The 26,378-nt window shown below is 58.8% G+C and carries 30 protein-coding genes and 1 tRNA gene; 14 read left to right on the forward strand and 17 right to left on the reverse strand.

Annotated elements, in window-relative coordinates; translation table 11 throughout:
• Positions 1–13: 13 nt before the first annotated feature.
• Complete coding sequence (locus MN188_RS06575) at positions 14–358, forward strand: DnaJ family domain-containing protein (protein WP_242106784.1); 345 nt, start codon at positions 14–16, stop codon at positions 356–358.
• 5 nt (positions 359–363) lie between these two features.
• Here MN188_RS06575 and MN188_RS06580 read toward each other — a convergent pair whose 3' ends face one another.
• Positions 364–528, reverse strand: coding sequence for a Tat pathway signal protein (locus tag MN188_RS06580; protein WP_242106785.1), 165 nt, complete (start codon positions 526–528; stop codon positions 364–366).
• Positions 529–627: 99 nt separating this feature from the next.
• Between MN188_RS06580 and MN188_RS06585 the strand changes: the two genes are divergently transcribed.
• Positions 628–1,740, forward strand: coding sequence for a pyridoxal phosphate-dependent aminotransferase (locus MN188_RS06585; protein WP_242106786.1), 1,113 nt, complete (start codon positions 628–630; stop codon positions 1,738–1,740).
• On the opposite strand, the gene MN188_RS06590 is transcribed toward MN188_RS06585, so the two are convergent.
• Positions 1,737–2,936 (reverse strand): pyridoxal-phosphate-dependent aminotransferase family protein, encoded by a 1,200-nt coding sequence (locus MN188_RS06590; protein WP_242106787.1) that lies wholly within the window; start codon positions 2,934–2,936, stop codon positions 1,737–1,739. The two genes, MN188_RS06585 and MN188_RS06590, sit on opposite strands and share 4 nt — an antisense overlap.
• Before the next feature lie 163 nt (positions 2,937–3,099).
• On the opposite strand from MN188_RS06590, the gene MN188_RS06595 reads away from it, so the two are divergent.
• Positions 3,100–3,789: a tyrosine-protein phosphatase gene (locus tag MN188_RS06595; protein WP_242106788.1), complete on the forward strand. Its 690-nt coding sequence runs from the start codon at positions 3,100–3,102 to the stop codon at positions 3,787–3,789.
• Between the two features lie 3 nt (positions 3,790–3,792).
• Positions 3,793–5,547, forward strand: coding sequence for an ABC transporter ATP-binding protein (locus MN188_RS06600; protein ID WP_242106789.1), 1,755 nt, complete (start codon positions 3,793–3,795; stop codon positions 5,545–5,547).
• Between the two features lie 9 nt (positions 5,548–5,556).
• Here MN188_RS06600 and MN188_RS06605 read toward each other — a convergent pair whose 3' ends face one another.
• Positions 5,557–6,237, reverse strand: a complete 681-nt coding sequence (locus MN188_RS06605) for a TIGR04283 family arsenosugar biosynthesis glycosyltransferase (protein ID WP_242106798.1) — start codon at positions 6,235–6,237, stop codon at positions 5,557–5,559.
• 57 nt (positions 6,238–6,294) lie between these two features.
• On the opposite strand from MN188_RS06605, the gene ygfZ reads away from it, so the two are divergent.
• A complete protein-coding gene (ygfZ, locus tag MN188_RS06610) occupies positions 6,295–7,017 on the forward strand; it encodes a CAF17-like 4Fe-4S cluster assembly/insertion protein YgfZ (protein ID WP_242106800.1) in 723 nt (240 codons plus the stop codon).
• A 75-nt stretch (positions 7,018–7,092) separates the two neighbouring features.
• Here ygfZ and efp read toward each other — a convergent pair whose 3' ends face one another.
• Entirely contained in the window at positions 7,093–7,656 is a 564-nt protein-coding gene (gene efp / locus MN188_RS06615) for an elongation factor P (RefSeq protein ID WP_242106801.1), read from the reverse strand.
• 217 nt (positions 7,657–7,873) lie between these two features.
• Between efp and MN188_RS06620 the strand changes: the two genes are divergently transcribed.
• Both MN188_RS06620 and MN188_RS06625 read left to right on the forward strand, forming a co-directional pair.
• The gene (locus tag MN188_RS06620; RefSeq protein WP_242106803.1) at positions 7,874–8,191 is read left to right on the forward strand and encodes a DUF6280 family protein; all 318 of its coding nucleotides are present in this window, start codon (positions 7,874–7,876) and stop codon (positions 8,189–8,191) included.
• A gap of 156 nt (positions 8,192–8,347) precedes the next feature.
• Positions 8,348–9,799: a cobyric acid synthase gene (locus MN188_RS06625; RefSeq protein ID WP_242106806.1), complete on the forward strand. Its 1,452-nt coding sequence runs from the start codon at positions 8,348–8,350 to the stop codon at positions 9,797–9,799.
• 63 nt (positions 9,800–9,862) lie between these two features.
• Here the strand turns inward: MN188_RS06625 and MN188_RS06630 are convergent, their stop codons facing one another.
• The 4 genes from MN188_RS06630 to MN188_RS06645 all read right to left on the reverse strand — a co-directional run bounded on the left by MN188_RS06630 (position 9,863) and on the right by MN188_RS06645 (position 13,990).
• Entirely contained in the window at positions 9,863–10,717 is an 855-nt protein-coding gene (locus MN188_RS06630) for a hypothetical protein (RefSeq protein WP_242106807.1), read from the reverse strand.
• A 112-nt stretch (positions 10,718–10,829) separates the two neighbouring features.
• The gene (locus MN188_RS06635; RefSeq protein WP_242106809.1) at positions 10,830–12,227 is read right to left on the reverse strand and encodes a TolC family outer membrane protein; all 1,398 of its coding nucleotides are present in this window, start codon (positions 12,225–12,227) and stop codon (positions 10,830–10,832) included.
• 50 nt (positions 12,228–12,277) lie between these two features.
• A complete protein-coding gene (locus MN188_RS06640; protein WP_242106811.1) occupies positions 12,278–12,931 on the reverse strand; it encodes a protein-L-isoaspartate O-methyltransferase family protein in 654 nt (217 codons plus the stop codon).
• Between the two features lie 399 nt (positions 12,932–13,330).
• Positions 13,331–13,990 carry a hypothetical protein gene (locus MN188_RS06645; protein WP_242106812.1) on the reverse strand — a complete coding sequence of 220 codons (660 nt, stop codon included), beginning with the start codon at positions 13,988–13,990 and terminating at the stop codon, positions 13,331–13,333.
• A gap of 168 nt (positions 13,991–14,158) precedes the next feature.
• Here MN188_RS06645 and MN188_RS06650 point away from each other — a divergent pair.
• Positions 14,159–14,232 (forward strand) — tRNA-Cys (locus MN188_RS06650).
• A 68-nt stretch (positions 14,233–14,300) separates the two neighbouring features.
• On the opposite strand, the gene MN188_RS06655 is transcribed toward MN188_RS06650, so the two are convergent.
• The 3 genes from MN188_RS06655 to MN188_RS06665 are packed head-to-tail and all read right to left on the reverse strand — an operon-like array spanning position 14,301 to position 15,739.
• Positions 14,301–15,332, reverse strand: coding sequence for a site-specific integrase (locus MN188_RS06655; protein ID WP_242106814.1), 1,032 nt, complete (start codon positions 15,330–15,332; stop codon positions 14,301–14,303).
• Positions 15,329–15,520 (reverse strand): hypothetical protein, encoded by a 192-nt coding sequence (locus tag MN188_RS06660; RefSeq protein ID WP_024096637.1) that lies wholly within the window; start codon positions 15,518–15,520, stop codon positions 15,329–15,331. Before MN188_RS06660 ends, MN188_RS06655 begins: the two co-directional genes overlap by 4 nt.
• Positions 15,521–15,544: 24 nt before the next feature.
• Positions 15,545–15,739, reverse strand: a complete 195-nt coding sequence (locus MN188_RS06665) for an Arc family DNA-binding protein (RefSeq protein WP_189641287.1) — start codon at positions 15,737–15,739, stop codon at positions 15,545–15,547.
• Positions 15,740–15,772: 33 nt separating this feature from the next.
• Between MN188_RS06665 and MN188_RS06670 the strand changes: the two genes are divergently transcribed.
• Entirely contained in the window at positions 15,773–16,138 is a 366-nt protein-coding gene (locus tag MN188_RS06670) for an Arc family DNA-binding protein (protein WP_242106816.1), read from the forward strand.
• A gap of 2 nt (positions 16,139–16,140) precedes the next feature.
• On the opposite strand, the gene MN188_RS17695 is transcribed toward MN188_RS06670, so the two are convergent.
• Positions 16,141–16,557: a hypothetical protein gene (locus MN188_RS17695; protein ID WP_338023238.1), complete on the reverse strand. Its 417-nt coding sequence runs from the start codon at positions 16,555–16,557 to the stop codon at positions 16,141–16,143.
• 383 nt (positions 16,558–16,940) lie between these two features.
• Here MN188_RS17695 and MN188_RS06680 point away from each other — a divergent pair, with 383 nt between their 5' ends.
• On the forward strand, positions 16,941–17,153 hold the full coding sequence (locus MN188_RS06680; RefSeq protein ID WP_242106820.1) for a helix-turn-helix domain-containing protein: 213 nt from the start codon (positions 16,941–16,943) through the stop codon (positions 17,151–17,153).
• Between the two features lie 2 nt (positions 17,154–17,155).
• Positions 17,156–17,356, forward strand: coding sequence for a hypothetical protein (locus tag MN188_RS06685; RefSeq protein ID WP_242106822.1), 201 nt, complete (start codon positions 17,156–17,158; stop codon positions 17,354–17,356).
• A 614-nt stretch (positions 17,357–17,970) separates the two neighbouring features.
• On the opposite strand, the gene MN188_RS06690 is transcribed toward MN188_RS06685, so the two are convergent.
• The 5 genes from MN188_RS06690 to MN188_RS06710 all read right to left on the reverse strand — a co-directional run bounded on the left by MN188_RS06690 (position 17,971) and on the right by MN188_RS06710 (position 23,474).
• On the reverse strand, positions 17,971–18,729 hold the full coding sequence (locus MN188_RS06690) for a DUF599 domain-containing protein (protein WP_242106829.1): 759 nt from the start codon (positions 18,727–18,729) through the stop codon (positions 17,971–17,973).
• 9 nt (positions 18,730–18,738) lie between these two features.
• Positions 18,739–20,310, reverse strand: coding sequence for a gamma-glutamyltransferase family protein (locus tag MN188_RS06695; protein ID WP_242106830.1), 1,572 nt, complete (start codon positions 20,308–20,310; stop codon positions 18,739–18,741).
• Positions 20,311–20,473: 163 nt separating this feature from the next.
• Positions 20,474–21,958, reverse strand: a complete 1,485-nt coding sequence (locus tag MN188_RS06700) for a tripartite tricarboxylate transporter permease (protein ID WP_242106832.1) — start codon at positions 21,956–21,958, stop codon at positions 20,474–20,476.
• A 9-nt stretch (positions 21,959–21,967) separates the two neighbouring features.
• Entirely contained in the window at positions 21,968–22,453 is a 486-nt protein-coding gene (locus tag MN188_RS06705; protein ID WP_242106835.1) for a tripartite tricarboxylate transporter TctB family protein, read from the reverse strand.
• A gap of 67 nt (positions 22,454–22,520) precedes the next feature.
• Positions 22,521–23,474 carry a Bug family tripartite tricarboxylate transporter substrate binding protein gene (locus MN188_RS06710; protein ID WP_242106836.1) on the reverse strand — a complete coding sequence of 318 codons (954 nt, stop codon included), beginning with the start codon at positions 23,472–23,474 and terminating at the stop codon, positions 22,521–22,523.
• Positions 23,475–23,626: 152 nt separating this feature from the next.
• On the opposite strand from MN188_RS06710, the gene MN188_RS06715 reads away from it, so the two are divergent.
• The 3 genes from MN188_RS06715 (at position 23,627) to MN188_RS06725 (ending at position 26,342) form a co-directional block, all read left to right on the forward strand.
• Entirely contained in the window at positions 23,627–24,376 is a 750-nt protein-coding gene (locus MN188_RS06715) for an IclR family transcriptional regulator (protein WP_242106838.1), read from the forward strand.
• 6 nt (positions 24,377–24,382) lie between these two features.
• The gene (locus tag MN188_RS06720) at positions 24,383–25,174 is read left to right on the forward strand and encodes an IclR family transcriptional regulator (protein ID WP_242106840.1); all 792 of its coding nucleotides are present in this window, start codon (positions 24,383–24,385) and stop codon (positions 25,172–25,174) included.
• An 850-nt stretch (positions 25,175–26,024) separates the two neighbouring features.
• Positions 26,025–26,342 (forward strand): hypothetical protein, encoded by a 318-nt coding sequence (locus MN188_RS06725; protein ID WP_242106842.1) that lies wholly within the window; start codon positions 26,025–26,027, stop codon positions 26,340–26,342.
• Positions 26,343–26,378 lie beyond the last annotated feature (36 nt).

Below are 26,378 nucleotides of genomic sequence, written 5' to 3' on the forward strand. Positions count from 1 at the left end.
TGGAGCAACTGCGATGAAATGGCGTGACCTGGCCGAACGACGCATGCGAAAGGCCGAACGTGAAGGCCAGTTGACCGGATTGGCCGGGGAAGGAAAGCCCTTACCCCATCGGCCCGGTGATGCGTTGATTGATCCCGCTGACGCTGTCGGGCACCGCATCATGGCCGAAGCCGGGGCGCTGCCGCAGGAGATCGAGTTGAAAAAAGCTCTGGATGCGGCGCGCGCGGACTTGGCGCATGAAAACGCCCCTGAGGCACGCAAGGCGAAGATGGCCGAGATTGCCAAGCTTGAAATGCGCTATAACATCACGGCTGAGGCCCGACGCCGGGCGATGGGGTTGGACCGAAAACCGATGTGATCGGGTCAGTACACCACCCGTTCCACCGCGCGCATCATGCCCATCGATTTGTCATAGACCAGCGTCAGGATACGCCGCGCTTGCGGGGCATTCGCGATCTGCGGCAGGCCACGCGCGGCGGTTGCGGCGGCAGCACTTGCCAGGAACATGCGTCGGTTCAGGTCGGCCATGAAAGACTCCTCGTGTTGTTGCGAGCCATTCTCAAGTAAGCACGCCGACGGGCGATTTCAACTCTTGCCCCTGCTGGCACGGGGCGGTTAACTCCCCCCATGACCCATGGACCCCGCCTGACCCCGCTTGCCGATGCCCTTCCCGCCGCTGTGCCCTTCGTGGGCCCCGAAACCCAGGAACGCGCCCGCGGGCGTGACTTTGCCGCGCGCCTTGGGGCGAATGAGAACACCTTCGGCCCTGCGCCCAGCGCCATTGCCGCGATGCAGGCGGCAGCGGGTGAGGTCTGGATGTATGGCGACCCTGAGAACCACGATCTGCGCACGGCTTTGGCGCGCCATCATGGGGTGGGAACACAAAACATCATGGTGGGCGAAGGCATCGACGGGCTGCTTGGCTACCTCGTGCGGCTGTGTGTTGGGCCGGGCGACAAGGTCGTCACCTCGGCGGGCGCCTATCCGACCTTCAACTACCACGTTGCGGGTTTTGGCGGCGCGTTGGTGACCGTGCCCTATTCGGGCGACCACGAAAACCCCGAGGCGCTGGTGGCGAAGGCCGCCGAGGTCGGTGCGAAACTGGTGTATCTTGCCAACCCCGACAACCCGATGGGCAGCTGGCACGACGCGGCGCGGGTGCAGCGCTTGATCGATGCGGTGCCCGAAGGCTGCCTGTTGGTACTGGACGAGGCCTATGTCGAATTTGCCCCCGACGGCACCGCGCCTGCATTGGTCCCGGATGATCCGCGTGTCATCCGGATGCGCACCTTTTCAAAGGCTTACGGCATGGCCGGCGCGCGGGTGGGCTATGGCATCGGGACCGAGGGGCTGATCACCGCCTTCAACAAGATCCGCAATCATTTCGGCATGTGCCGGATCAGCCAGGCGGGGGCCTTGGCCGCTTTGGAAGATCAGGCATATCTGGCGCAGAATGTCGCCCAAGTCGGCGCCGCGCGCGACCGGATCGGCGCCATCGCGGCAGAGAACGGCCTGACCGCCCTGCCCTCCGCCACCAATTTCGTCGCGATCGATTGCGGCGCGGACGGGGCCTTTGCAAAATCGGTGTTGGAGCAGCTGATCGCGCGCGATGTCTTCGTGCGCATGCCCTTCGTGGCGCCGCAGGACCGCTGCATTCGCCTGTCGGCGGGACGGCCCGAGGAACTGGACCTGGTTGCCGCCGCTCTGCCCGCCGCGCTGGAAGTCGCGCGAAAGGGTTAAGCCGCGCTGATCACCCGCGCGGCGGCGGCCAGCCCGCCCGTCCCGTGCGGCAGGTCGATGGCCTGAAGCCCGGCTTCGATCACCCCCAGGACGCCCAGCACCATATGCGCGTTCACGTGGCCCATGTGACCGACTCGGAAAAAGCCATGCCAGGCCGGGTCGTCGGGATCGGCCATGCCCAGCCCGATGCCCAGGGTGACGCCCGCGCGGGCCTCGACCCATTCGCGCAGCGCGGTGCCATGGGGGGCGCCCACCCGCACCGCCGTCACAGCCCGCGACCGGTGCACCGGGTCGGCGACGTTCAGCTCCAGCGGCCCGTCCGCGCCCCAGGCGTCGAACGCGGCCCAAATCGCATGGGCCAGCCGGTCATGACGCGCCCAGACGGCGTCCATCCCGCCCTCTTCGGCGATCAGGTCCAGGGCGGCACGCAGGCCCAGCAGGTGATGGGTGGGCGCAGTGCCGCCAAAATACTGGTAAAAATGCTGCGGCGCCGCGCGCGGTTTCCAGTCCCAATAGGCGCTGACGCAATCGGCATGTTCACGCGCCTCGGCGGCAATATCGCTGAAAAAGACGAAGGCCATGCCCGGCGGGGTCATCAACCCCTTTTGCGACGCCGTGACCATCACGTCGACGCCCCAATCGTCCATTTCAAACCGGTCGCAGCCCAGCGAGGCAATGCAATCGGCCATCAAAAGCGCCGGGTGGCCCGCCGCATCCATCGCATTGCGCAGGGCGCCGATGTCATTTCGGATCGAGGTCGCCGTATCCACATGCACCGCCATCACCGCGCGGATATCGCGTGCAGTGTCCTGGCGCAGCCGGGCCTCGACCTGACCCATGTCGATGGGCGCGCGGTTTCCAAAATCCATCACCTCGACCTCGGCCCCCAAGGCGCGGGCCATTTCGCCCCATCCGTGGCCGAAACTCCCGGTCGCCAGCACCAGCACTTTGTCGCCACGGGACAGAACGTTGGACAGAGCAGCCTCCCAAGCCCCATGCCCATTGGCGATGTATATCGCCACATGTCCGTCAGTACGGGCCGCTGCTTTGAGGTCGGGCACAAGCCCCGCTACCATCTCTACCAGGTCACCCTCATAGATATTCGGCGCGGCGACATGCATCGCATTGAGCACCCGGTCCGGCATGACCGAGGGGCCGGGAATGGCCAGATAGGACCGTCCGTGGGCAAGCGACATGGCGTTTCTCCGTCTGTTTTGCGACACAGGGTTAGGCTGCGTCAGGGCCAAGGTCAATCACCGCTTCCCTTGCGACAAGTCGCGTTTGCGGCTACATGCCCCTGCAACCATGTTCCCGCACCGTGCCGGGAGAAGGCACCTTTCGGGGCAAGGACCAGATTTCATGTTCAACCGCATCTTCAACGCATTCAAAAGGTGGGAGCGTGATTTCAATGACAGCTTTGGTGACAACATTTCAACGCCCAAGGGCCGGCGCCAAGCGCGCGTGCACACGCATGTTGTCGATCACGCCTTTCTGCGCGGAATCTGGACCAACCTGGATCAGGTCGCCCCTGGTGTCTGGCGATCAAATCAACCAAGTGGAAAACGGCTGGCCCGCCACAAGGCGGACGGAATCCACACGATCCTGAACCTGCGCGGAAAAGGCACGCACGGGGTCTACCTGTTCGAGGCCGAGGCGTGCGCCGAGCTGGGCATGACCTTGGTCGATCACAGCATGGATGCCCGTGCATTGGCGTCGGCGCAAGAATACCTGACGCTGCTGGACTTGTTCGACACAATCGAGAAGCCGTTTCTGATGCACTGCAAATCAGGGGCGGATCGAACCGGGCTTGCCTCGGCCTTTTATCTGATCGATCAGATGGGGGCGACGCCGGAACAGGCCGCGGGCCAGCTGTCACTAAGATACATCCACCTGAAGAGCATTCAGACCGGCATTCTGGATCACCTGCTTGCCGATTTCACCGCCGAGCATGGCAAGGACGGGATCAGCCTGCGCGACTATCTGGCGACCCGGTATGACCGCGACGCGCTGACCGACAGTTGGAACGCGAAACGTGGACGGAAGGGCTGAGCGATGCCTGACACACCCCACGCCGCCCGACCGGGCATGATCCGTTGGCTCTGGAAGGGCTATATGCGGCCTTACCGTCTGCCACTGGTCATTGGCGTGCTGCTGATGGTGGTCGAAGGCGCCATGCTGGGCGCGCTGTCTTACCTGGTGCAACCGCTGTTCGACAAAGTGTTCCTGGCTGGCAATAAAAGCGCGCTGACCATGGTGGGGCTGGGTGTCGCGGCCGTGTTCGGCGCGCGGGCGCTGGCAGCCTTCCTGCACAAGGTGATCATGGTTTGGATCGGGCAGAAGGTCTCGGCCCGGTTGCAGACGGACATGGTCGACCACATGCTCACACTGGACAGCGGGTTTTTTCAGGAAAACTCACCAGGCACGCTGATGGAACGAGTGCGCGGCGACACCCAGGCCGTCACCACGATCTGGGAGGTCGTCCTGTCTGCCCTTGCCCGTGACGTAGTGTCCCTGCTGGCGCTGCTGGGTGTGGCTTTGTCCGTCGACTGGCTCTGGACCGTGATCGCGGTGGCGGGGGCGCCGCTTCTGATGCTGCCCATTGGTATCCTGCAGAAATGGGTGCGCCGCACCACCCGCAACGCCCGCGCCATAGCCGCGCGCATCGCCACCCGGCTGGACGAAGCGTTTCACGGCATCAACACGATCAAGCTGTCGGGCACGGAAAGCCACGAAAACACCCGCATCAGCACCGAGGTGCGCAGCTTTGCCAAGGCGCACCTGCACAGCCAGGCCAACCAGGCCGGTATCGTTGCGATGATCGACCTGATCGCGGCGATCGGCTTTTTCGGCGTACTAACCTATGGCGGGATGCAGATCATCGACGGCACAAAATCCGTGGGGGAGTTTATGTCCTTCTTCACCGCGATGGCGTTGATCTTCGAACCCTTGCGGCGGATCGGCAATGTTTCGGGCGCGTGGCAGGCGGCACTGGCCAGCCTGGAACGTCTGCGCGCGATCTTCGACGAACGCCCGACCATCCTGACCCCCGCAACGCCTGCGACCTTTGCGGTTCCAGCGGCCGAGGCCGATGTCGTGTTCGATGCGGTCAGCTTTTCCTATGGTGATACCCCGGTTCTGCGCGGCGCGAGCTTCACCGCCAAGGCCGGTCAGACGACCGCGTTGGTCGGTGCCTCGGGCGCGGGGAAAAGCACCGTTTTCAACCTGCTGACCCGGCTGGGCGACGTGGCAGACGGCACACTGAGCATCGGCGGTGTGCCAGTCGCGGATCTGGCGCTGGACGATCTGCGGGCGCTGTTTTCGGTGGTGTCACAGGACGCGCTTTTGTTTGACGAGACCCTGCGCGACAATATCCTGATGGGGCAACAAGCGGACCCGGCGACGCTGGACCATGCGCTTCGGGTCGCCCATGTCGCAGACTTCCTGCCGCGGATGGAGGCCGGGCTGGACACGCCTGCCGGCCCGCGCGGATCGACCCTGTCTGGCGGTCAGCGTCAGCGCGTCGCCATTGCCCGCGCGGTGTTGCGGGACGCGCCGATTTTGCTTCTGGACGAAGCAACCTCGGCCCTGGATGCGCAAAGCGAAAAGCTGGTGCAGGAGGCGCTGGAGGAACTCAGCCAGAACCGCACGACGCTGGTCATCGCCCACCGTCTGGCGACGATCCGAGATGCCGACAAGATCGTGGTGATGGATCACGGTCAGGTCGTCGACGAAGGCACACATGATGAGCTTCTGGCCCGTGGCGGTATCTATGCCGATCTGCACCGTTTGCAGTTTCAGAACGCCTGAGTTTACCCGTCAGCGCCGCGAATAGGCGCGCGCAAGCACCTCTGGGTCCGCGCCCAGAGCGTAGCGCAGAAGAGTCCACAGGTTTCGGGCGCCGCCTCTCAGCCAGCCCAGATGCTGGAACCGCGCTGCCGAGGTCCGCGCCTCGCAGGGGATCGCGACAAGCTGACCACGCAAGGCGCGCGCCATCGCCACGTCCTCCATCAATGGAAGCTCTGGCATGCCGCCCACCGCGTCATAAAGCACGCGCGGCAGCACCAGCCCCTGATCCCCAAAAGGCAAGGAAAACAACCGCGCGCGCAGGTTGGCCCAACCGGCCACAAGCCGGGGCGCCAGGCCACGCGCGCGGAACCGCAGCCGGAAATACCCGGCCCGGTCCCCCGCCATATGCGCAAGCACCGCCCCGGACCAGCCGGGTGCCAGGTGGGTGTCGGCATGCAGGATCAAAAGCCACCCCCCGGACGCGGCCGCGACCCCGCGCGCGATCTGTCCGCCGCGTCCCGGCGGTCCGGTCACAATCCTTGCACCTGCCTGATCCGCCAGCGCGCAGGTGCCATCCTCGGACCCGCCGTCAGACAGGATCAACTCGCGCACCACCCCCGCCTCAACGCCCTCCATCAGCGCTGCCAGCGTATCCGGAAGCACCGCACTGGCGTTCAGGGTGGGAATGATGATCGACAGGGGCGCACGCATCTGGTCTCTCCGGTGGCAATCGCCATATACTAGGGGACATTGCGGCAGGAGAACCAGATGACACGGAAGATTTTGACCCTTATCGGCGCGGATCGGGAACACTTCCTGCAAGGGCTGGTGACGAATGATGTCACGCGCGACGGGCTGAGCTATGCCGCGCTGCTAACGCCGCAGGGCAAGTATCTGGCGGATTTCTTCCTTGTGCCGCAGGACGACGCGATCCTGATCGACGTAGACGCGGCGCTGGCCCCCGGCTTGGCGCAACGCTTGGGCATGTACAAACTGCGCGCGGATGTGCAGATCACACCCAGCGACATCACCGTGACCCGGGGCACCGGCCCTGCCCCTGACGGCGCCTTTGCCGATCCGCGTCACCCGGCGTTGGGATGGCGCGGCTATGGCGTCGGACAGGACGACGCAACCGATTGGGACGCGATCCGGGTGGCCCATGTGATCCCCGAAACCGGGGTAGAGTTGACGGGTGAGAGCTATATTCTCGAGGCCGGGTTCGAACGGTTGAACGGAGTCGATTTTCGCAAGGGCTGCTACGTCGGGCAGGAGGTCACCGCACGCATGAAGCACAAGACCGAGTTGAAAAAGGGACTGGCGCAGGTCGAGATCGACGGCACCGCCCCGGTTGGCACCGCGATCACCGCAGCCGGCAAACCAGTGGGCACATTGTTCACTCAATCGGGTGGCCACGCGATTGCCCACCTGCGCTTCGACCGCGCCAAAGGCGAGATGCAGGCGGGGGATGCCACGGTCAGATGGACCGGCTGATCCACGGCCTGCCCAAACGGGGCGTGGCCCAAATTCACGATTTGTTAACTGTCGCGGCGGAATAAGCGGCCCGGATCAGGCGCGTTCCGAGTAATCCATCGTATCGGTGTTCACCACGATCGCCTCGCCCTGCCCGACGAACGGCGGAACCATGACCTTCACACCATTGTCCAGGATCGCGGGTTTGAAACTGTTGGCCGCAGTCTGGCCCTTCACCACCGGCTCGGTCTCTTCGACAACGCAGGTCACCTTCTGCGGCAACGTCGCGTTCAGCGCCTCGCTGTCATAGAATTCAACCACGATGGTCATGCCATCTTGCAAGAACGGACGACGGTCGCCCAAAAGCTCCGCCGGAAGCTCGATCTGATCATAGGTTTCGGTGTCCATGAACACCAGCATCCCATCGTTTTCATACAGGAATTGCTGGTCTTTTTGCTCCAGACGCACGCGCTCAACCTTGTCGGCAGAGCGAAACCGTTCGTTCAGTTTCGACCCGTTGCGCAGGTTGCGCATCTCGACTTGCGCGAAGGCACCGCCCTTGCCGGGCTTCACGTGATCCACCTTCACGGCAGCCCACAGACCGCCATTGTGCTCCAGCACATTGCCGGGGCGAATTTCGTTACCGTTGATTTTGGCCATGTCATATCCACCGTGGAAGGTTGAAGTCCGTTGGCGCAACCCTATATCTTGGCAGACCGCCCCGCGCAAGACGACTAGGTCTGGTATGCCCTAGGTTAGAGCCATGCATCAATCGCATGGCAGCCATGCGTATAGGGGGATACCGAATCGCGTGAAAAAAGCCATATTGGCCTGCACGCCAGAAAGCGCAAGAGCAATAAGAAAACAAGGAAGCCGCATGTTGGATTTCGTAGACGGTACTGCATTCAACCACGAACAGGGCAATCGCGCGCGAAAATTGTTCGCCGCTGTGGTCCTGGCCGCGTTGGATGACGCTATTGCCGATGACAAGAAATACGGCAACGGCCCTGATCAGATCGCCCGCTGGGCGCGGTCACGCGATGGTCGCGAGGTGCTGAGCTGCGCCGGCATCGACCCGAACGAACGCGTCGTGTCCGGCCTGATGGATTTCGTGTCCAAAGGCGTGCGCACCTCGGTCGCGCTAAGCCGTGAAGAAAGCGAGCGTCGCAACGCAGCCCAGGCCGAAGCCGCCTGAGCATTCTGCCAGTTTGAGAAAAGGCGCGTCCTGCTGGGGCGCGCCTTTTTCGTGCCGCCCCCCGCGATGAGCCATATGCGCGGCCCGATAATGCGCGCAGACACGCGCTGTAGGCACGCCCTTTGCCCGGGCGCGATTTCCCACTAGGAAGGCCCCATGACACGCGCAATCATGATCCAGGGCACCGGTTCGAATGTTGGCAAATCCATGCTGGTGGCAGGCTTGTGTCGCGCCGCCCGGCGGCGCGGCCTGTCGGTTGCGCCTTTCAAGCCACAGAACATGTCAAACAACGCCGCCGTAACCGTGGATGGCGGTGAAATTGGCCGGGCCCAGGCGTTGCAGGCACGCGCGGCAGGGCGTGCGGCGCATACGGACATGAACCCGGTGCTTTTGAAACCAGAAAGCGAAACCGGGGCGCAAGTGATCGTGCAAGGCAAACGCTTCGCCACGATCGAGGCATTCGGCTTTGGCGAAGCGAAGAAGACGCTGCTGCCCAAAGTGCTGGAAAGCTATCATCGGCTTCGTGCAACCGCGGACCTGGTAATCATCGAAGGCGCTGGAAGTCCGGCAGAGACCAACTTGCGGGCGGGTGACATTGCCAATATGGGCTTTGCCTTGGCCGCCGATGTGCCGGTCGTTCTGGCCGGCGACATCGACCGCGGTGGCGTGATTGCGCAGATCGTCGGAACCCATGCGGTGCTGGACACGCCCGACCGTGAACAGATCGTAGCCTATCTGGTGAACAAGTTCCGGGGCGACCCGCGCCTGTTCGACGAAGGTAATTCCGAGATTGGCCGCCGCACCGGCTGGTCCCCGTTGGGCGTGGTGCCGTGGTTCTCCGACAGTTGGCGCTTGCCCGCCGAAGACGTTATGGACCTGACCACCGGCCCTGCCCGCGACGGAGCCTTCAAGGTCGCGGTGCCGCATCTCTCACGCATTGCCAATTTTGACGATCTGGATCCGCTAATGACCGAACCCGGCGTCACGGTCGAGGTCGTCCCCCCCGGCCGCCCCCTTCCCGGCGACGCCGATTTGGTTCTGATCCCGGGCTCGAAAAGCACCTTGGCCGACCTCGCGTTCTTCCGTGCACAGGGTTGGGACATCGACCTTAAGGCGCATCTGCGGCGTGGGGGCCACGTGCTGGGCATCTGTGGTGGCTACCAAATGCTCGGCCGCCGCATCAATGACCCTGACGGGTTGGAGGGTTCCCCCGGCGCGGTTGACGGGTTGGGTCACCTTGACGTGACCACGCGGCTGGAGCCTGAGAAGATCCTGGCCCGCACCCGCGCAACCTGGACCCAAACCGGCGACACGGTTGAAGGCTATGAGATCCACCTGGGGCGCACCGACGGACCGGACACGGCCCGCGCCTGGTTACAGGTCGAAAAACGGTCCGAAGGCGCGGCCAGCCCTGACGGCAGGGTGTCGGGCTGCTATCTGCATGGCCTGTTTTCCCAGGACGCTTTCCGCCGCGCCTTCCTTGCGCAATTGTGCGTGCATGCTGATGGCCCTGGCCATGCGACGCAGGTCGAGGCCACGCTGGACGCGCTTGCCAACCACCTTGAGACGCATCTGAACGTTGACGCCCTGCTGACCTTTGCCAGGTAGAGAAACAAAAAACGCCCGGGCATCAGCCCGGGCACAGGTCGGCCGCGAGAGCGGTCGAAAATCCTATTCGAAGTCCTTCAGCGTCAACGCACGCTGAATTTCCCGGCGCACAAGACGACGCACGTTGCGGGTTATGCGTTCACCGATCGAACCCTGAAGCTCTTCGCGCACCAGTCGCGCCACCAGTTCTCGCAAAGCGTCTTCATCGATCACCGCTTCGTCGGCTTCGTCCTCGAAATCATTTTCCGCGGCGATGTAAGGCCAGGCAGAAGCCTCGGGTTGGGACGTGTCGGTTTCGAGATCGTCCGCATAGTCTTGCGGGTCGGCTTCTGTCTGAGTGTCCAGGTCGATCGCATCCTCGACCTCTTCTGGTGCACCCGCCCAGGCGGCGTGCTCGAAGACCACCGTTTGCGGCGTATCAACCTCGTCTTCGCTGCCGTCCGGCTCCCAGTCGCCTTCGACGTCGTTTACCGCGGCCTCCAGCTCGGCGATCCGGTCTTCTAGGCTGTCTTCATGCGAGGGGACGTCAGCGCTGTCCTCTTCCGCCTCATGCTGGTCGGTCTGGTGTTCGTTCTGATCGTGGTGAGCTTCGTGATCGTGATCCTCGTTCTCACCTTCATCTTGCGGCACATGGTGACCGTCGCTCCAATCGTCGCCCCGGTGCTCTTCCGAAGTTTCGGACGGCACGCCCTCATGAACCTCACCCTGATCTTCGTGGTCCGTCTCGGCGTCTTCCTCGGACGCGACCTCCTCCACCTCAGGTGTTTCATTCACTCGAAAGGCCGGGGTCAGCACCAGTTTTTCACTGCTGGCAGTCGGTTCGGACCCTTCGTCGTCCAGTGTCGCGCTCTCGGACACGAGCTTGCGAATCGATGAAAGAACGTCCTCGATCTCAGCATTTGTTACGGGTTCCGACATGCCTGCCCCTGTTTTTCACACATTACTGCCTCGGCCACAGTTTACCCGTGTGCCGGTCACCACACAACAGATCGTGGCAATTTTCGTCGTTCGGGGCCAAGGCCGCCCGAGCTCACTTGCGCCCGAGCGCCTCCAGCACCGCATCCAGTTTCTCGCCCTGCGGGCTGACCTCGCGCACCGGCGCGGTGGAAACGGTGTTGTAGTAGGCCGCCGGGTCATAGGTTGCGATGCCCAGCCGCAGGTGCTCGGCGGTGAGCAGACCCATCGAGCCCAGAAGCGCGTAGACCGCTTGATACTGGTCGGATTGCGCGGTAATGCGGCTGGCTTCGGCGTCCAGCAACTCCTGCTCGGCGTTCAGCACATCCAGAGTCGTGCGGGCGCCAAGACTTGCCTCTTCCCGTGCGCCGCGCAGGGCGACGCGCGTGGCGCGGATCTGACGGTCGGTGGCTTCGATCTGCGCCGCCGCGATTGCCAACTGCGCCCAGGCATTGCCGACGTTCTGGTCGACGGAATGGCGCACGATGTGCAGGTTGGCGCGCGATGCTTCGGCGCGGGCTTTCGCCTGACGATACAGCGCCGAAAGCTTTCCGCCCTGATAAATCGGGCCGCCCAGCGTCACGCCCAGCTGAGTATTGCGGCTTTCGGTGCCCAACTGGCCACCCGTCGAAAAGGTCACGCTGGAATTTGCGTTCAGCGAGGGCTTCATGCCAGCCAGGGACATCTGCACAGCCAGATCGGCAATCGTCACCTCACGTTGCGCGCGCAGCATGTCGGGATGGGTACGACGTGCCAGGGCCTTGGCCTGGTCCAGTGTGCGCACAGTCACCGGCGGCGCGGGAGGAGAGGACAGCCGCCCCGGGTAGTGCCCGGTCGCGGCGCGGTATTCCTCACGCGCAATAGCCACCTGGCCTTGCGCGGCCCCCTCGGCGGCGCGAACGGCCGCCAGGCGCGCCTGCGCCAGCGACACGTCGGTCTGTGTCACTTCGCCCACTTCAAACCGGTCATTGGCGGCGCGAAGCTCTTGGGTGATCACCCGAACAGAATTCGATTGCAGTGCTGCGTTCTCCAACGCCGAGCGCACGTTCAGAAACGCCTGCACGGCGCGGAGCAAAACCCCCTGCTCAACCGAGATCAACGCGTCGCGCGTGGCCAGAACCGTTTCCTTGGCGATATCGATGCCCAACTGCGTGCGGCCGAAATCATACAACATCATGTTCGCGGACAGGGTCGCGCTGGCGCTGAAATTGTCATCGTTCGCGACAACGGTCGTCGGGTCGGAATAGCCCGCGCTGATCGCGTAGTTCACCACCGGGCGCAGGGCCGACACGGCCACAGCAACGTCTTCGTCCGTCGCGCGCAGCAATGCGCGTTGTTGGTTCAGAAGCCCTGAGTGCTTGTAGGCCGAGATCATCGCGTCGGTCAGGCTTTCCGCCCCCGCCGCTACAGGCGCCAAGCCCAATGTCACAACGGCGGCACCGGCCACCAGTTTACGTTTCAATCCTGCCAGCATGGCCATTCCTTCAACTCCGCTTCTCGTCCCTGTTCAAATAGGGGGCGGTATTACAATACAAAGGCCCGGCGGGCCTCAAAGCCCGGCAGCACTGGCGCACCAGCATTAAACGAGAAACGCCAAGCGACATTTCCGTCAATCTTGTAGCCAATCTTCACGGTGCCCAGCAGGCCCTCGGTAAAAATACAGGCGATCCGGCCCCCATCTTTAAGCTGGTTCAGCAGGCTCTCGGGCAAATGCTCGACCGCGCCTTCGATCAGAATCACGTCATAGGGGCCGTGCTTGGCATCCCCGTCCGCCAGCGTGCCGGTGATCACGGCGACATTGTCCACACCGTTTTCACTCAGCGCCGTTTCAGCGTCGCGGGCCATGTCTCCGTCTTCTTCGACCGCCACCACGAAATCGGCCATCCGCGCCAGAACAGCGGCCGAGTAGCCCAGGCCACAGCCCAGATCCATCACCAGCTCATCGGCTTGAATGTCCAGCCCGTCCAGCATCTTCGCCAGCGTGCGCGGCTCAAGCGCGACCCGGTTCTGACCAAGATCGACATTGTCATCCGCATAGGCCACTTCGCGTTTTTCCAACGGCACGAAAGCCTCGCGCGGGACGGACAGCATCGCGTCGATGATCGGGAATTTGGTCACATCCGAAGGGCGCACCTGAGTGTCGACCATCATCGTACGACGGGTTGCAAAATCGCTCATGGGGTCCGGGTCCATCTGCTTGTAATCTGTTGCCCTCTCTCTTGCCACAAAGCGGCTGGATCGGCAACCGGCGCTCGTCTGCTCCGCGACGAAACATAGCACTTTGCGCCCACCTGCGAGCTACGCGACCCCCCGCGCGCACTTCGGCAAGTTGGCGGAGTGGTGACGCCGCGAGTTGCAAATCCCGAAGCATACCTCTGATTTCTCACGGTTTTTGCGTGGCACTCCTCTTGGACGCTTGTAGAACAAAAAAACGGATGTTCAGCGAGCGATGTCAACACCGACAGCAGGTCGGAACCGCCCCCGCGGAGCGGGACTTGCCCAGTCTTCTTGCCGCCAAACAGAGCCCCTGAATACGCAAAAAGCCCCGCCTCGGGGTCATCCGAAGTGGGGCTTTTTTCATATATCTCGATGCAGAAAGCATTTCCAAGTGAAACGCTTATTCTTAGGGCACCATTGCCCGCAGGCTATGTTGTCCGCGCGTTCCATGGAATTGTGGTGATGAGCTGTGGTGTCAGAAATTCCACAACCAGATGACCATCTGCCACGTGAGTTCACCACCACGCACCGCTCTTGCCCAGCATATATCGCATTTGTGCACTGCACGTATGCGGCGTTCCCACTTTGGTAGAGAAACTTGAAGCATGTGTCGCCACTGGTGCAAACTGTGTACGAGCGCGGCGCACTGCTCGAAGTCTGGCTGGCTGCATTGCGCGTCGCGCTTGCGACTCCGGCAATCATCGCGCCGATTAATCCACCACCTGTGTTTTCCCTTATGCACTCAATGCGCACCCCGGAATACTCCCGGAACCAGCGGCTCTTGTCGTGACCGCCGAAGGCCAGCACATGTGAGAATTGCACGCCCACCGAGTCATAGGAGCGGCCGATCCGATCCCAGGTGAACGGCGCAGGGGCAACGTTCTCGAAGGCCAACTCCACCAGGCCCCAATGCGCAGGGTCCAGCAGGATCGCCCGTTCCCGGACACCACCAACACGAGGCGAGAATGACAGGCACCGAGTCATCTTGCCCAGGCCGGCCGGACCCTCGATTAGTTCCACGTGGGAGTAAAGGCCACCCGCACCGTGCGTGAAAAAAACCCGCGCAGTCGAAGCTCAGAAAAGGCATGAAGAACCCTGATTTTACCTTGTGGACAGAACGGAACGTAAATAGAAAGTGCGGCAGGATGTGTGGCAGCTCACCATGAGCCACACTTAAGTCCTTGAAAAGGCGAGTTGGCGGAGTGGTGACGCAGCGGATTGCAAATCCGTGTACACCGGTTCGATTCCGGTACTCGCCTCCAATAAAATCAATGACTTGCGTCATCCTACCTCTCCTTCACTGCCAATTTTGAAACAACCGTTGAAACTTTCACGTTTCGCTCTTGCTTCGTTCCATTTGATTTCTCGCCTCTTGAGCACGCTTCGCGAGCTCCCTTTGCCGGATCGGCCCGCCGTATTTTTTCAGCATCTCAACGCCTGAGTGCCCGGTGACAGCCTTGACCATCTCGTCATCACATCCAGCCAAATAAAGCTCGATCGTCGCGTTTTTCCTGAGCCCGTGCGTTTTGTAGTTGCTCGCCTTCTCATGCTTCATCTTCTTTTTGATGGTGCGCATTTCCTCTGCAACGATGCGGTAGCTCACCGGTCGACCTTTGGGGTCGGTCACGACAGTACCATCCGTTCGCGCGAGTCCGTCGAGATGGGCTTTGAGGCGATCGGTGAGCGGGATCCACAGCGGCTTGTCGGTTTTGCCTTGAGTGAAATCGAATCCCTCATCCGAAAAGTGCGCCCACTTCATCTTCACGACATCGCCAATGCGCTGGCCCGTGCCAACGCAAAGCTCGTAGACCAGCCGCGCGCGTTTTGAAGCCAGGGCTTCGAACTCTGCTCGAACATCATCTGGCCAAGGCTCCCACCCGTCGCTTTGCTGCTTGAATAGCGGAATGCCCTTCGCCGGATTGCCATGCTCTTTCTTGATAAAACCAATCAGACGGGCGTGGTTCATCAAGACGACCATGACCTGGACGAGATAGTTGGCTTGCCGCCAGTGATCCGCATTGGCGCGGTGCAATTCGTAAATGTGATGGGTTTCGATCCTGGCCGGGTCTTTCTCGGCCCAGATCTCACGAATGTGGCTGATGTAACGCCGGTAGTCTGATTTCGTCCGGGGCTTCAGCTTCTCATACGCGTCGCTCTCATAGTAGCTGAGGATCAGCGCCTCGAAATTGCGCTTCACCAGTGCTGGCGCTGGCTTGCCCTTTAGCAACCGATTGTAGTGATCCCAAAATTCCGGAGTGCCCGCTTCCTCATGCATCATGACTGAGATGCCACGCGAACGCCGGATGAACCGGAGATATCCCCTGTCATTGTAGACGTATTTTGGCAGGCTCTTGCGGGTCATTCGCCCATTCTCAAGTCACTGTTGAGGAAGTCGTCCGCTGCCTCTGGCGCGACCATGTTCGCATCGACGATGACGCTGCCATCAGGCTTGATCTCGAACTTTGCGCGCTGCCAACCTGCCTCCCGCGCCTCGCGGATAAAGGCTGAGGCCGCTTGTTTCGCCTTTGTCTGTGCACTTGCTTTGGTCATCGTCTCGACACCTCTCTCGTCTCGTTAACAACGCGCATTATCACACTGATTCATATTGATATTTCCAATTGAACCGAGTGCGGAACGCCTGTCCTTCGCCGCGCGAATGGCGCGGATAACTTCAGAGTTTTGGGAGTTGCCATTGCGATCGGACTCCGCCTTGATCCACTCTTTGAGCTCTTGCGGAAGCCGAAGCTGCATTGGTTTACGACTATTCATGAAACGCCTCCAGGTTGAAAACACACCTCATTAGTGGCACTTAGCCACTATTGCGTCAATCGCTTTTTATGGCACAATGCCACCATGTCAGAACAAAATGCTCAAAATCAGGACAAGTTCATCGTGCGATTGCCGGATGGCCTTCGTGACCGGATAAGGCTCGCGGCCGAGAGCAACCACCGTAGCATGAACGCTGAGGTCGTTGCCCTCCTTGAAGAAAACTACCCCGCGCCAGTCCCGGAAAACATCAGCGACCCCGCAGCCCGAATGCTATTCTGGCTCGCCAAACGAATCCGACGGAGAAGCCCGCAACCGGGCTCACCCAGAGACAAGCAAGCCGCCCTATACGAGCGTATTGCGGGCGATATTTCGGAACGCATGAAGGATATCGGGGAATAGCCTTAGTAGGCCACCCACTCGTATCCATGGTTGCCTTCGTGATCTTCCCATTCTACGCCAACCCCGCGTCGCCAATTCGACGACGAACAGCGTCGCGACGGCAGCACCCACTGCGGGGCCGCCGCTGGTGTTGTGCGTTGCCAACCGAATTCGCCCTGCGTGCCATAGGTCCCGAGGAGAATATTGTAGCTCTCAGAACAGTCATCGTCGCGACCGCGTTCGCGATGGCTGTAGTACCGAACATCCCAGACGCGGATCGAGCGCACGAAATCAAACTCGAGGCCGCTGATGTCGATATCGGCACCGCCTTCGACCACCTGCGCTAAAATGAATTGACCAAGGTTCTCTCCCGTTAGAGTGCTTGCGTCCCAAACTCGTGGTGCCGTGCTTTGCAACGGACCTCGCTCTGCAACCCCCATCGGACACCGCCAGATCTGCAACGGCGGCTCGATCGGCCAAGGCGTAATCCGCCTTATGAAAACCGCACGAGCATGGGCACATTCTGCTGAAGCTGGCCACCCGCCAGCCAGGCAAAGCAGAATGGCGCAATCAACTTGGTAGGCTCTTGCTGCCTGCGGAGCCAAGCTGGAAACGACACTTATGGCGACCCCGCCAAGCAAATTTCGGATGGATTTGAGCCACATATCAATAAGCGCCTTTCGATTTCATTACTATAATATTGATAGTTGTTGTCCAACTTCGCCCCGCTCACCATATGCGAGCAAGAGCTTAGATCCACTCGCGCGCGCTTTGTGGAATATATTCCGTAGAGCAATTCTTGTGATCTGGCCGAATACAGGCCATGAAATTGAGGGAACAAGTAGGGTTAAATATCCGGAATCTAAGAAATTCCAGAGGATTGAGCCAAGAACAATTAGCTTTAGCTGCTGACCTGGATCGCAGCTATATCAGCGAGATCGAGCTCGCGAAATTCTCAGCATCGATCGATGTTCTAGAGCGGATCGCGCTTGCTCTCGAGGTCGCTCCCAAGGAATTGTTTAACGAGAGGGGCTAGTTTTGCCCGAATTTGAGAGTGGTCGCACAACCGCCGAAGCCATCGGCCGCATTACGTGCATTAAAACAGGTGTCGAAATCGGCCTACTTTATCTGTGGGATAACGGCGACACGCAGGCCGCGCTGCACGAAGACGGCCTGCCTCGATCGACAATCTGCCCAGAGCAAAATGCAGAACCGGACCTTGGTGCAAATCGCGGCTAAGGGCCGGAATGAGCCCTCTTTACCGAATTTCTGCGCCGCCGCTAAAGTCCGCTTTAGGGAAACAAGGATTTGAAGCTCAATGGAAGTCGGCCCAGAGCGGGCCTTGATGCAGATTGCAACAAATGACGGCTTAGCGCCCGTACTGCACAATTCTGCAGGCTGAACGAACAACGCGAATGCACGGTTTACGGACGTCGCTTGCAAAATTTGACAGTCGACTGCGGTCCAACCTTGGCCGCCACGTCGAAGCAACGCTACTTCACCAAACCGGTCGTTGGCTTGCTGCTTTGCGCGAGTGCATAGGCGAGTGACTGGGTCGCGGGCAACCCGGTTCTTGTCCCCATGACCAAAAGCCGGCACTGAAAATTGTGCTTGAAATTCGAATCCTGTTGGCACGTCGTGCAGATTGCTGAGTGCCACCACTTTTGCAGGCTCGACATTCAACTCTGACTAATGTGAAAAAGCTGACATGTTTTGCGTGACGGCCGCCAGCGATAGGCACAAAGGGCAAGCACAGCATCAGATACTCTGTCAAAAAAATGGAGCGATCCCTTGAACTTAGTCAAGGTAATCGCTCCGTAGTTGGGGAGGAAACACGATGATTTCTCACTCTTCTATTCCATCGCGACGGACACCCTTTCGGATACATTCAAAGCATCACCAAGTTGGCTCAACCGAAGTTCTTCCGGGTAACCGGCAATCGAGAACGCTTTAGATTTGAAGTCTCGCCTCACGGATACGATCGTCACTAAGGCCAGAGACGGAAACAGCAACCAGGGCGTGAGCAGCCAGGGAATCGCGGCAAATCCGAAGTAATAAGCTCTCACGCCCCCCCGGAAATGCAGCGACGCGAGAGCGCTCATTTCAGCAAGCTTCTCGACAACCGCATTTGCATATGCACTCTCAGACTCCTCTGGGTGAGGAGCAGCGCCAACCAAGGTTAGAGTGTTTGCATGGAGCCGCATCGACCAACCGAACTTGAAAAACGCGATGACGGACAGTGTTAGGAAAGCCGCAATTTTTACAGCAACAGCTTCCTCCGTTGCAGGCTGAATGTGCGGTAGCCCGTTTAGCTGATCAGCAACCGTTGAGCTCGAGCCAAGGAGGGCCACTAGCCCGCTAATCACGAAAACTGTCGTGGTCGCAAAAAATGCGACATTACCAATAAGGCCACGAACGATACCAACATCAGTGATGCGTTCTTCACGCCAAAGCATCTGCCGAGCCCAGGCCTCTCGCCAGACCATCATCCGGCGACTGATATCGGCGCCCAGCATCCTGTCAGTAACCACCGGATAGAGCGCATAGCTTGAAAAAAGAAAGATGATCGACAACAGATCAACCCAAGTGAGCTCCGAAACAAACGCGTTCATTTGCTTGCACTACTCCTCTGCTACGGCTTCAGCCCAAGGCGACATGACCTCTGTCGCGCCAGAGTTGATGTCAGCCTCCCGGGAAACGACAGACGGACAAGCAAAGTTGAACGGGTAAGTTGTGCGAGGTGCAAAGGTAATCGGTGAAATCGCTTCCTCCAATCCGTCCCGAAGTTCGGTGGGAAAACTATCATCGGCAATGGTCATGTCCGCCAAACTGACGTCTATCCGAGGCTGATGAATGGCTGTGTCCAAATCCATTTCATAGTCCAATAGGAATGAGGCCAGTTGCGCGACAGACGGCATGATCTTCCTGCCACCAGCAGCACCCAAGGCGAATTGCGCGCCGTCTTCCCTTTGCAATAGCGTTGGGCACATGTTGGCCAGACAGCGTTTTCCAGCGCCCAACGAATTTGGCTTTCCGGGTTCCGGGTCGAACCACATGATACCGTTGTTCATCAGAATACCGGTCTCCGGTAGAACCATCCGGGAGCCAAAGATCGACAGCAAGGTTTGGGTGACGGCAACCATGGTGCCATCGGCATCCACAACGTTGAAATGGGTTGTACAACTTGGTGCAGGCTCATGTTCTACATCGCCCATGCGCTCAAATCGTTCTGCATTGGCTTGGCGAATGGTGCGATCATAGACAGCAAAATCATCCGGTTTGGGCATCAGTCCTTGGGGTTGCCAATCCGACAACAAATCAAATACCCGTTCCAATGTCGGTCCGGCCGTCATTTCAGGTGTGCTGAAAATCCGATGATCGCGGTACCGTATTTCCGATGCCGGGACTGCCTTGGCAGAATAGTTCGAAAAATCATCGACTGTATGGCGGCCGCCTGCAGCGCGCAAATCAGCAACGATCGCCTCGGCCATTGATCCAGCATAGAACGCACCGGCCCCATCTTTTGCGATCCTTTCCAAGCTTATTGCCAGCGCGGATTGATCGCAACGGTTCTGGCCCAATGCGGTCCAAGCCGAAGCTAGTGGATAGCCCTCCTGATCCAAGAACATCTGTTTCGACGCTGGATAAATTGCCAGATCTTTGGCCGCGCTGGCTAAAACCAGCTGACAATACCAATCGACCACCAAACCGGCGCGCGCTTCTTCGATTGCCGGGCCAATCAAGTCGGCCCATGGATGGATGCCAAAGCTCTTATGTACCTCGGCCATGCCAGCAACTTGACCGGGGATTGCAACCGATCGAGCACCAAAGACATTGGCATTGTCCTTAACCGCTGACCAGGGAAACAAATCCGAGGCCTTACCACCGACAATTGGGTAATCCGCGACCTGCAACCCCTGAGGGGCGCGCATGCCGAAATCAATCACCTGCGCCTTGTCTTCACCAGCTCGGCGGATCACCATATAGCCGCCGCCACCGATGCCACTCATCCAGGGCTCTACGACCCCCAAGGCAAAAGACGTAGCCACTGCTGCATCAATGGCGTTGCCTCCACGCCGCAAAACATCGGCACCAATCTCGGACGCTATCCTGTTTTGGGAAGCCACAATCCCATGATTGCTGCTCACCGCCGGCTTTGTAATCTTCTGTGTTTGGCTAAATGCGCGGCTCATGGCGCCCACTCCTTTAACATGATGTACGACACAGACGTCCCGGAAAGATCCAAACGAACTGGATCACTGTCTCCGCATTCAAGCGGGATTGCGGGTGTTTTGCCGGGTGTCGAAACTTAGATTTCTTGGGATGGGCCGCTTTCGCCACCCATCCCCTGCTCGATCAGGCAGTCTCTGCCTTATTCTGTTTCACGTTTCTGCGGATCAGAAAGGCCACCGAAACTATTGTTAGGATCAGGAAGCTCGCCGAGATCGGCGTCGACACAAAAACCAACCAGTCGCCAGAGGAAATCGTTAGGGCTTGTCTGACAGATTGCTCGCCAATTGGTTCCAGCACGAAGCCGATCATCATAGGTGCCAAGGGAAAAGCAAGCTTGCGCATGCCATAGCCCAGCACACCAAAGACCAGCATGACCCACAGATCTGTTGGGCTGGAGTTGAAACCATAGACACCCATTAGGCACAGCATCGCAATGATCGGATATAGAACCGCGCGCGGTATGTGCGAGATCAGTGAAAACAGCCGGATCGCCGCCAAGCCAATTACCGGCAACATCAAGGCCGCAATCAGCAGTGCGATGAAGATCGCATAAACCAGGTCGATGTTCTCGGCAAACAGCTGCGGCCCCGGTGCCAGACCATGGATGAGAAAGGCCCCCAAAAGAACAGCGGTTGTCACATCACCCGGAACCCCAAGAGCCATCAATGGAATCAAGGCTCCCCCAGCCGTGGCGTTATTTGCGGATTCAGCAGCAGCAACACCTTCCAGGGAACCCTTCCCAAATTCCTCTGGGGTTTTGGAGTTCCGCTTGGCTTCTGAATAAGAGAGAAAAGCTGCGGGAGTCGCGCCAAGTCCAGGGATTGCACCCAACACAATACCAATACCTGACCCCCGGACAATAGTGCGCAGCATTGCGCGGATTTGACTCCAGCGGACGGTAGCTTTTGGGACTATGATATTGGCGGTGGATTTCACAGCGGCTTCGGATTGGATTAGCAATTCGGAAACCGCAAACAGCCCGATCAGCATCGCCATCATCGAGATACCGTTCATCATGGTGACTGCGCCAAAGGTAAAGCGCGGCGTAGCCATCATTGGATCCAGCCCAACAGTACCAAAGATGAATCCGACTGCGGCAGCAATCAGACCTTTGATGAGAGAATCTCCAGACACACCGGCCACAATTGTCAGCGAGAACAGCACCAGCATTGCGAATTCCGGCGGTCCGAATTTGGTGGCCATCTGCGCCAGCAAAACCGCGCCGAAAATCAAAGCAACGGTTGAAATTACATCCCCAATGACCGACGCCCAGAGTGCCGTGCCCATCGCCTCGCCACCGCGTCCTTTTTGTGTGCAAGGATAACCATCCAAGACGGTCGCAGCAGCGGCAGGCGTACCAGGCGTATTAATCAAAATGGCTGGAATACAGCCGCTAAACAAACACCCCTTGTAGGTACCAAGTAACACGCAAAATGCGGTGATTGGTGAAAAGCTGTAGGTCAAAGGTATGATGAGAGCGATCCCCATTGTACCGGTCAATCCAGGCACCGCACCCATGAAGACGCCGAAAGCGACACCGAGGAAAATAGCCAAGATATTCTGGAATTCCAGAAGCATTACCAAGGCTGAAGAGATATCTGCCAGCATGTTAAGTCCTCACACCAAGGTTAGGTTCAGGCCATAGCTGAACACGACATACAGAACGCCAGTGGTGGCAATTGATACCAGAACGATCTGAAGGGGATTTTTTGCACCAAAGAGCACCATCAAAACGGCGATCAATAGCGGCGCGGCGTACATATAGCCAAGCATCTGAAACAGGACGACAAACCCAGCCAACGCGGCCGTAATCAACCCGGGCTTAGCCAGTCCAGCCAAACCAGAGTCCGCCGGTTGCGTCGCTTGTTCACCATCGGCAACGGCTTGGCCCACAGCACGTTTCAAATTGCCAAGAGACAGGATGACGAGCACCAATCCGCCAATGCCAATCAGAACCGCTCCAAACCGTGGAAAGAACCTTGGAGACATAGCCCCGATTTGATTTTCGGCCACATAGCCAGGAATAAGCACAAAATAGAGCGTCAAGGCAGCGACGATCAGAACTGCGCCGATCAATGCATCTCTTGTATGGTGATTGTTCATTAGGCTCCCTCCCAGAGCAGGCCTTGCCCATTGCGAACCAGCAGCGGGCAAGGACATTGGTATCGGCTTATTTGCCCAACCCGGCGGCACGGATAATCTCGCCCTGGGTTTCGTAGTTTTCACGAACCGACGCTTCAAACTCTGCACTGTCCAGGTAGTTCATCTGCATGGCCAATTTGCTGATGATGTCTTTCAGCTCTTGGCTTTCAGATGCAACTTTGATGGCAGCGTCCAGCTTTGCCACTACGTCCGCCGGTATTCCCTTTGCGCCAGCGATGCCCAGGATCGACGGTGCTGCAATATCATAGCCCAAATCCATGAGAGTCGGCACTTCCGGGAACTGCTCCATGCGCTTGCCAGTCATAATCGCGAGCAGCTTAAAATCACCAGACTGAACCTGCGGCAACCATTCAGTCGCACCCGCCATCACGTCCACGTGGCCACCCAACAAAGCAGTGACCGACGCAGCGCCACCTTTGAACGGAACCGGTTTCCAATCCAAACCTTCTTCGGACGCCAGACGCTCCATGGTCAGGTGTTGCGGCGTTCCAGTCCCAGCAATTGCATAGCTGATTTCACCCGGGTTTGCTTTGGCATAGGCCACCAGTTCTTCAAAGGAATCGTAGGGTGCATCTTTCTGCGCAACGATGCCGAGGTTCCACTGACCATACTGGGAAATGAACGTGAAATCGTTCAATGTGTCGTAGGGCATTTCCTGCGTATGTGGAGACAGAACTGCCGCACCAGTTGTCAAAGTGAAGACATTGTAGCCATCAGGCTTTTGGCCTTTGGCCAGAGCCGCGGCAACTGAACCACCACCACCAGGCTTGTTGATTACAGTCACTTTGGTGCCCAGCTCTTCTTCCAGAATAGTGGCAAGAACCCGTGCGGTGGAGTCGGTGGTACCGCCTGCGCCATAACCGACAGTCAAGTTGATACCCTTTTCAGGCCAGTCGCCCGCTGTTGCTGCACCAGCAAGCAGGCACAGGCCCGCAACGGCTACCTTCAAAAAACGCTTCATGTTCACCTCCTGTTTATCACATAGCGATTTTACTCATCGTATTGCGACTCTAAATGCATTTTTTCACTCAGTCAACCACGCTGGGAAGGTTGTCATTGCACTGAATGACTTTCTTGTGCTGTAATTCGACAAACAAACCGAAAAACAACGCCATGAAATCAAACGCCCTCTTGAAAACACTGCACTGTCTAGAGGCTTTCCATAGTTCTGATGGTGCCCTAACCGCCAAGGACATCGCCAAGATCACCGGTGATTCGCTCAGTTCCGTCCAAAGGAGCACGTTCACCATGGAGGCCCTTGGCTATCTGGAGCGAGAAGTTAGCGGGAACCGACTCGTGCCTGGCCGCTCTTGTTTGCGTCCGGCCTACGCTTACCTTCGCAACAACAGATTCCTCGAAACCGCCACACCCTATTTGATTGATCTATCTGAACGGCTCGACATTCGTGCGGATCTCACGGTTCTCGATGGAACCGACATTGTCTACCTCGCGCGTATTCCCAATCGTGACGAATTGCTGAACTTGTCGCCACTCGGGCGACGATGGCCAGCCATCAGCACTGCTTCCGGTCGGGCCATTCTCTCCGCCCTTCCCCACGATCAGTGTGAGAGCATCGTCGCAGCCTCCAGGCTAACTCCTATCACGCATGCGACTTTGACCAAATTCGAGGAGGTTCGAGAAGCAATCAAAGAGGCCGAGTCGCGTGGCTTCGCATTTCAAAGTGAGGAAGTCCTGATCGGTGCCGCTTCAATCGGATCGGCGGTCCTGGGGAAAGGGGGCAAACCACTCGGAGCGATTATCGTCGGCGGAGCGGCCGAGCGCTTTTCCGAGGAATCTCAAAGACAGTTTTTGGGCGACGCCGTTGTCAAAGCGGCAAGCGCTATAAGTGCTCACGGTATTTAAATAGCCATGCCAGACGACGTCAAAGCACCCAAAGCAATTGAAGACGAGCCGCGCTACCTGACCTCAGTCGCACGAGGGTTCCGCGTATTGGAGGAACTGTCAGTTGCACCGGGTCCTTTGACCTTATCCGAACTGGCGCGAAGTACAGGTCTGACAGTGCCAACGGTTCAAAGACTGACCGCAACTCTCACCGACGCGGGCTATCTTGAGAAAGAGCCCGATACCAAGCGGTATCGGTCAACGGTCAAAACAGTCGATCTCCTCTATAGCTATTTGTCTCGCAATGAATTCGCCAAGACTGCTTGGCCACATCTTGTCCGCCTCCGGGAAGAGCTGAAATTAGATGTATCACTCTCGGTTCCTCTTGGGAGCTCAATGATCTATGTGCACAGGCTGCCGGGTTACCGCGGAAATTTTGAGAACACATTGCCCGGGAAGCGCCTCCCTATGCAACTCTCCGCCAGTGGTCGCTGCCACCTCGCCGCAAAAAGCGATCAAGACGTCCAGAGCTTTCTTGCTTCCTCTGATCTAACCCCTTTGACCGCAAGATCGCTTATTGAACCAGAGGATATCTTTGCGGCCATCGAGGAATCCAGGGCGAACGGTTACTGTCTCGTTGAGCAAGAAACGTCACTCGGGCTGGCGACGATTGCTTGCCCGGTCACGAGGGGAATGGAAGTCGTTGCAGGAGTATCAGTACACGCTCCCATAGCAGCGGCGTCCCGAGAAACACTTGTCGAACGCGTTTTGCCAACTCTTGTTTCTGTTGCATTGGCAATTTGCTCCAGTAGCCCTTAGAGGGCATTTTCCAACCAAGGCGTTGGGACTATTGGCCAAACAAATCAAGCGCAGTACCTTGATCCGACTGCCATTTCCTTTCTTCGCGCCTTCTCAGGACCGTTAATGCAGGCATTCATTCAACTCGCAGCATCCGTCGAAAGGGCTCATCACTGTCATCCGAGGCTTTCGGTCGGTAATCTCGTGTTTGAACGGCCGCTTCTCATCCTTTTCCGCGGTCCCATTCTCGCCCACAGCACCCTCCGGTCTCCGCTACAGCCGGTTTGCGCCAAGGCAGCAAACTTCAAATACCAGCCACTCAATCGTGGAGGGCGACCGGCGGTTTTGTCTGAGCACTGGCGACCTTCGCCACCATGATTGTGAGTGGCTGCTTTCGCGACGACGCAGCCACTGCTATCTACCACTCCTCAAAACTTCCAAAACGCGCGCATAGTCTTCGCTGACTGCCCGCACTTGCTCAAAAACCTCACGTCGCTCTTGGTCCTGGCACCGGAAGTACTGTTCGGCATCGTCAAAGTATGCCTCTGCGTCACGCCTCAACAGGTCAGCATATGCCCTGACATCGTCAGGATTGGTCGGCATCCAAGGCGGCGCAGGCGGCAGGCAACTGCCCGCGAACGAGGCTGACCCCCAACTCAAAATAGCCAGTGCTGCCCATGTTTGTTTCAAAAGCGCCATATTATCTTGGCTCAGCCACTCCGTTGCAGTAAATTCGTTTCAACGCATGAAAGGCGCAATAACTCAAATTGCACCTATTGATTGCAAGATTATAATATTGTATCGGTTGGGTAGTCCATGAGGGACTGCCGGGCCAATGCACAATTCTGCAAGGCTCGATCCTATGAATTTGATGCAAGACGCCCCTAATGTTGTCAGTGAAGATGGGCTGCGCACGCTGCTTGCCGAGGGTCATTCGGCGGATGTCGTGTGCCGAGTTACGCCCAAACGTACAGGTGCTCAGTGGTCCGGAGTTTGGACCGTGCATTGCGTCTCGCCAGATGGCGAGACGCGTCGCCTGCTTGTCACGGCACGCAACAACATGGCTGCGCGAGAGTTCAAGACAATCAACGGCTTATCCAGCTTCCTTGCCGGGCTTGGTGTTTCGATCGTCTCAATCCCAATGGTCGAAGGCAAGATCGCCTCGCACAACCTGTACGACGAAGGCTAAACGACTTGCCGTACTTGCAACATTCTTTGCTGCCCC

This window comes from Aliiroseovarius subalbicans (genome assembly GCF_022678625.1).
Lineage (GTDB): Bacteria > Pseudomonadota > Alphaproteobacteria > Rhodobacterales > Rhodobacteraceae > Aliiroseovarius_A > Aliiroseovarius_A subalbicans.

What these genes read in the sequence shown, in the direction of transcription:
- MN188_RS06705 (WP_242106835.1), bottom strand. Translation starts at nt 22,453, where the DNA reads ATGAACAATCACCATACAAGAGATGCATTGATCGGCGCAGTTCTGATC.
- MN188_RS06640 (WP_242106811.1), bottom strand. Translation starts at nt 12,931, where the DNA reads ATGAGCGATTTTGCAACCCGTCGTACGATGATGGTCGACACTCAGGTG.
- MN188_RS06660 (WP_024096637.1), bottom strand. Translation starts at nt 15,520, where the DNA reads ATGACCAAAGCAAGTGCACAGACAAAGGCGAAACAAGCGGCCTCAGCC.
- MN188_RS06635 (WP_242106809.1), bottom strand. Translation starts at nt 12,227, where the DNA reads ATGCTGGCAGGATTGAAACGTAAACTGGTGGCCGGTGCCGCCGTTGTG.
- MN188_RS06710 (WP_242106836.1), bottom strand. Translation starts at nt 23,474, where the DNA reads ATGAAGCGTTTTTTGAAGGTAGCCGTTGCGGGCCTGTGCCTGCTTGCT.
- MN188_RS06600 (WP_242106789.1), top strand. Translation starts at nt 3,793, where the DNA reads ATGCCTGACACACCCCACGCCGCCCGACCGGGCATGATCCGTTGGCTC.
- MN188_RS06585 (WP_242106786.1), top strand. Translation starts at nt 628, where the DNA reads ATGACCCATGGACCCCGCCTGACCCCGCTTGCCGATGCCCTTCCCGCC.
- MN188_RS06720 (WP_242106840.1), top strand. Translation starts at nt 24,383, where the DNA reads ATGCCAGACGACGTCAAAGCACCCAAAGCAATTGAAGACGAGCCGCGC.
- MN188_RS06575 (WP_242106784.1), top strand. Translation starts at nt 14, where the DNA reads ATGAAATGGCGTGACCTGGCCGAACGACGCATGCGAAAGGCCGAACGT.
- MN188_RS06665 (WP_189641287.1), bottom strand. Translation starts at nt 15,739, where the DNA reads ATGAATAGTCGTAAACCAATGCAGCTTCGGCTTCCGCAAGAGCTCAAA.
- MN188_RS06680 (WP_242106820.1), top strand. Translation starts at nt 16,941, where the DNA reads ATGAAATTGAGGGAACAAGTAGGGTTAAATATCCGGAATCTAAGAAAT.
- MN188_RS06655 (WP_242106814.1), bottom strand. Translation starts at nt 15,332, where the DNA reads ATGACCCGCAAGAGCCTGCCAAAATACGTCTACAATGACAGGGGATAT.
- MN188_RS06715 (WP_242106838.1), top strand. Translation starts at nt 23,627, where the DNA reads ATGAAATCAAACGCCCTCTTGAAAACACTGCACTGTCTAGAGGCTTTC.
- MN188_RS06590 (WP_242106787.1), bottom strand. Translation starts at nt 2,936, where the DNA reads ATGTCGCTTGCCCACGGACGGTCCTATCTGGCCATTCCCGGCCCCTCG.
- MN188_RS06625 (WP_242106806.1), top strand. Translation starts at nt 8,348, where the DNA reads ATGACACGCGCAATCATGATCCAGGGCACCGGTTCGAATGTTGGCAAA.
- MN188_RS06630 (WP_242106807.1), bottom strand. Translation starts at nt 10,717, where the DNA reads ATGTCGGAACCCGTAACAAATGCTGAGATCGAGGACGTTCTTTCATCG.
- MN188_RS06580 (WP_242106785.1), bottom strand. Translation starts at nt 528, where the DNA reads ATGGCCGACCTGAACCGACGCATGTTCCTGGCAAGTGCTGCCGCCGCA.
- MN188_RS06695 (WP_242106830.1), bottom strand. Translation starts at nt 20,310, where the DNA reads ATGAGCCGCGCATTTAGCCAAACACAGAAGATTACAAAGCCGGCGGTG.
- MN188_RS06725 (WP_242106842.1), top strand. Translation starts at nt 26,025, where the DNA reads ATGCAAGACGCCCCTAATGTTGTCAGTGAAGATGGGCTGCGCACGCTG.
- MN188_RS06690 (WP_242106829.1), bottom strand. Translation starts at nt 18,729, where the DNA reads ATGAACGCGTTTGTTTCGGAGCTCACTTGGGTTGATCTGTTGTCGATC.
- MN188_RS06605 (WP_242106798.1), bottom strand. Translation starts at nt 6,237, where the DNA reads ATGCGTGCGCCCCTGTCGATCATCATTCCCACCCTGAACGCCAGTGCG.
- MN188_RS06700 (WP_242106832.1), bottom strand. Translation starts at nt 21,958, where the DNA reads ATGCTGGCAGATATCTCTTCAGCCTTGGTAATGCTTCTGGAATTCCAG.
- MN188_RS06620 (WP_242106803.1), top strand. Translation starts at nt 7,874, where the DNA reads ATGTTGGATTTCGTAGACGGTACTGCATTCAACCACGAACAGGGCAAT.
- MN188_RS17695 (WP_338023238.1), bottom strand. Translation starts at nt 16,557, where the DNA reads ATGGGGGTTGCAGAGCGAGGTCCGTTGCAAAGCACGGCACCACGAGTT.
- efp (WP_242106801.1), bottom strand. Translation starts at nt 7,656, where the DNA reads ATGGCCAAAATCAACGGTAACGAAATTCGCCCCGGCAATGTGCTGGAG.
- MN188_RS06595 (WP_242106788.1), top strand. Translation starts at nt 3,100, where the DNA reads ATGTTCAACCGCATCTTCAACGCATTCAAAAGGTGGGAGCGTGATTTC.
- ygfZ (WP_242106800.1), top strand. Translation starts at nt 6,295, where the DNA reads ATGACACGGAAGATTTTGACCCTTATCGGCGCGGATCGGGAACACTTC.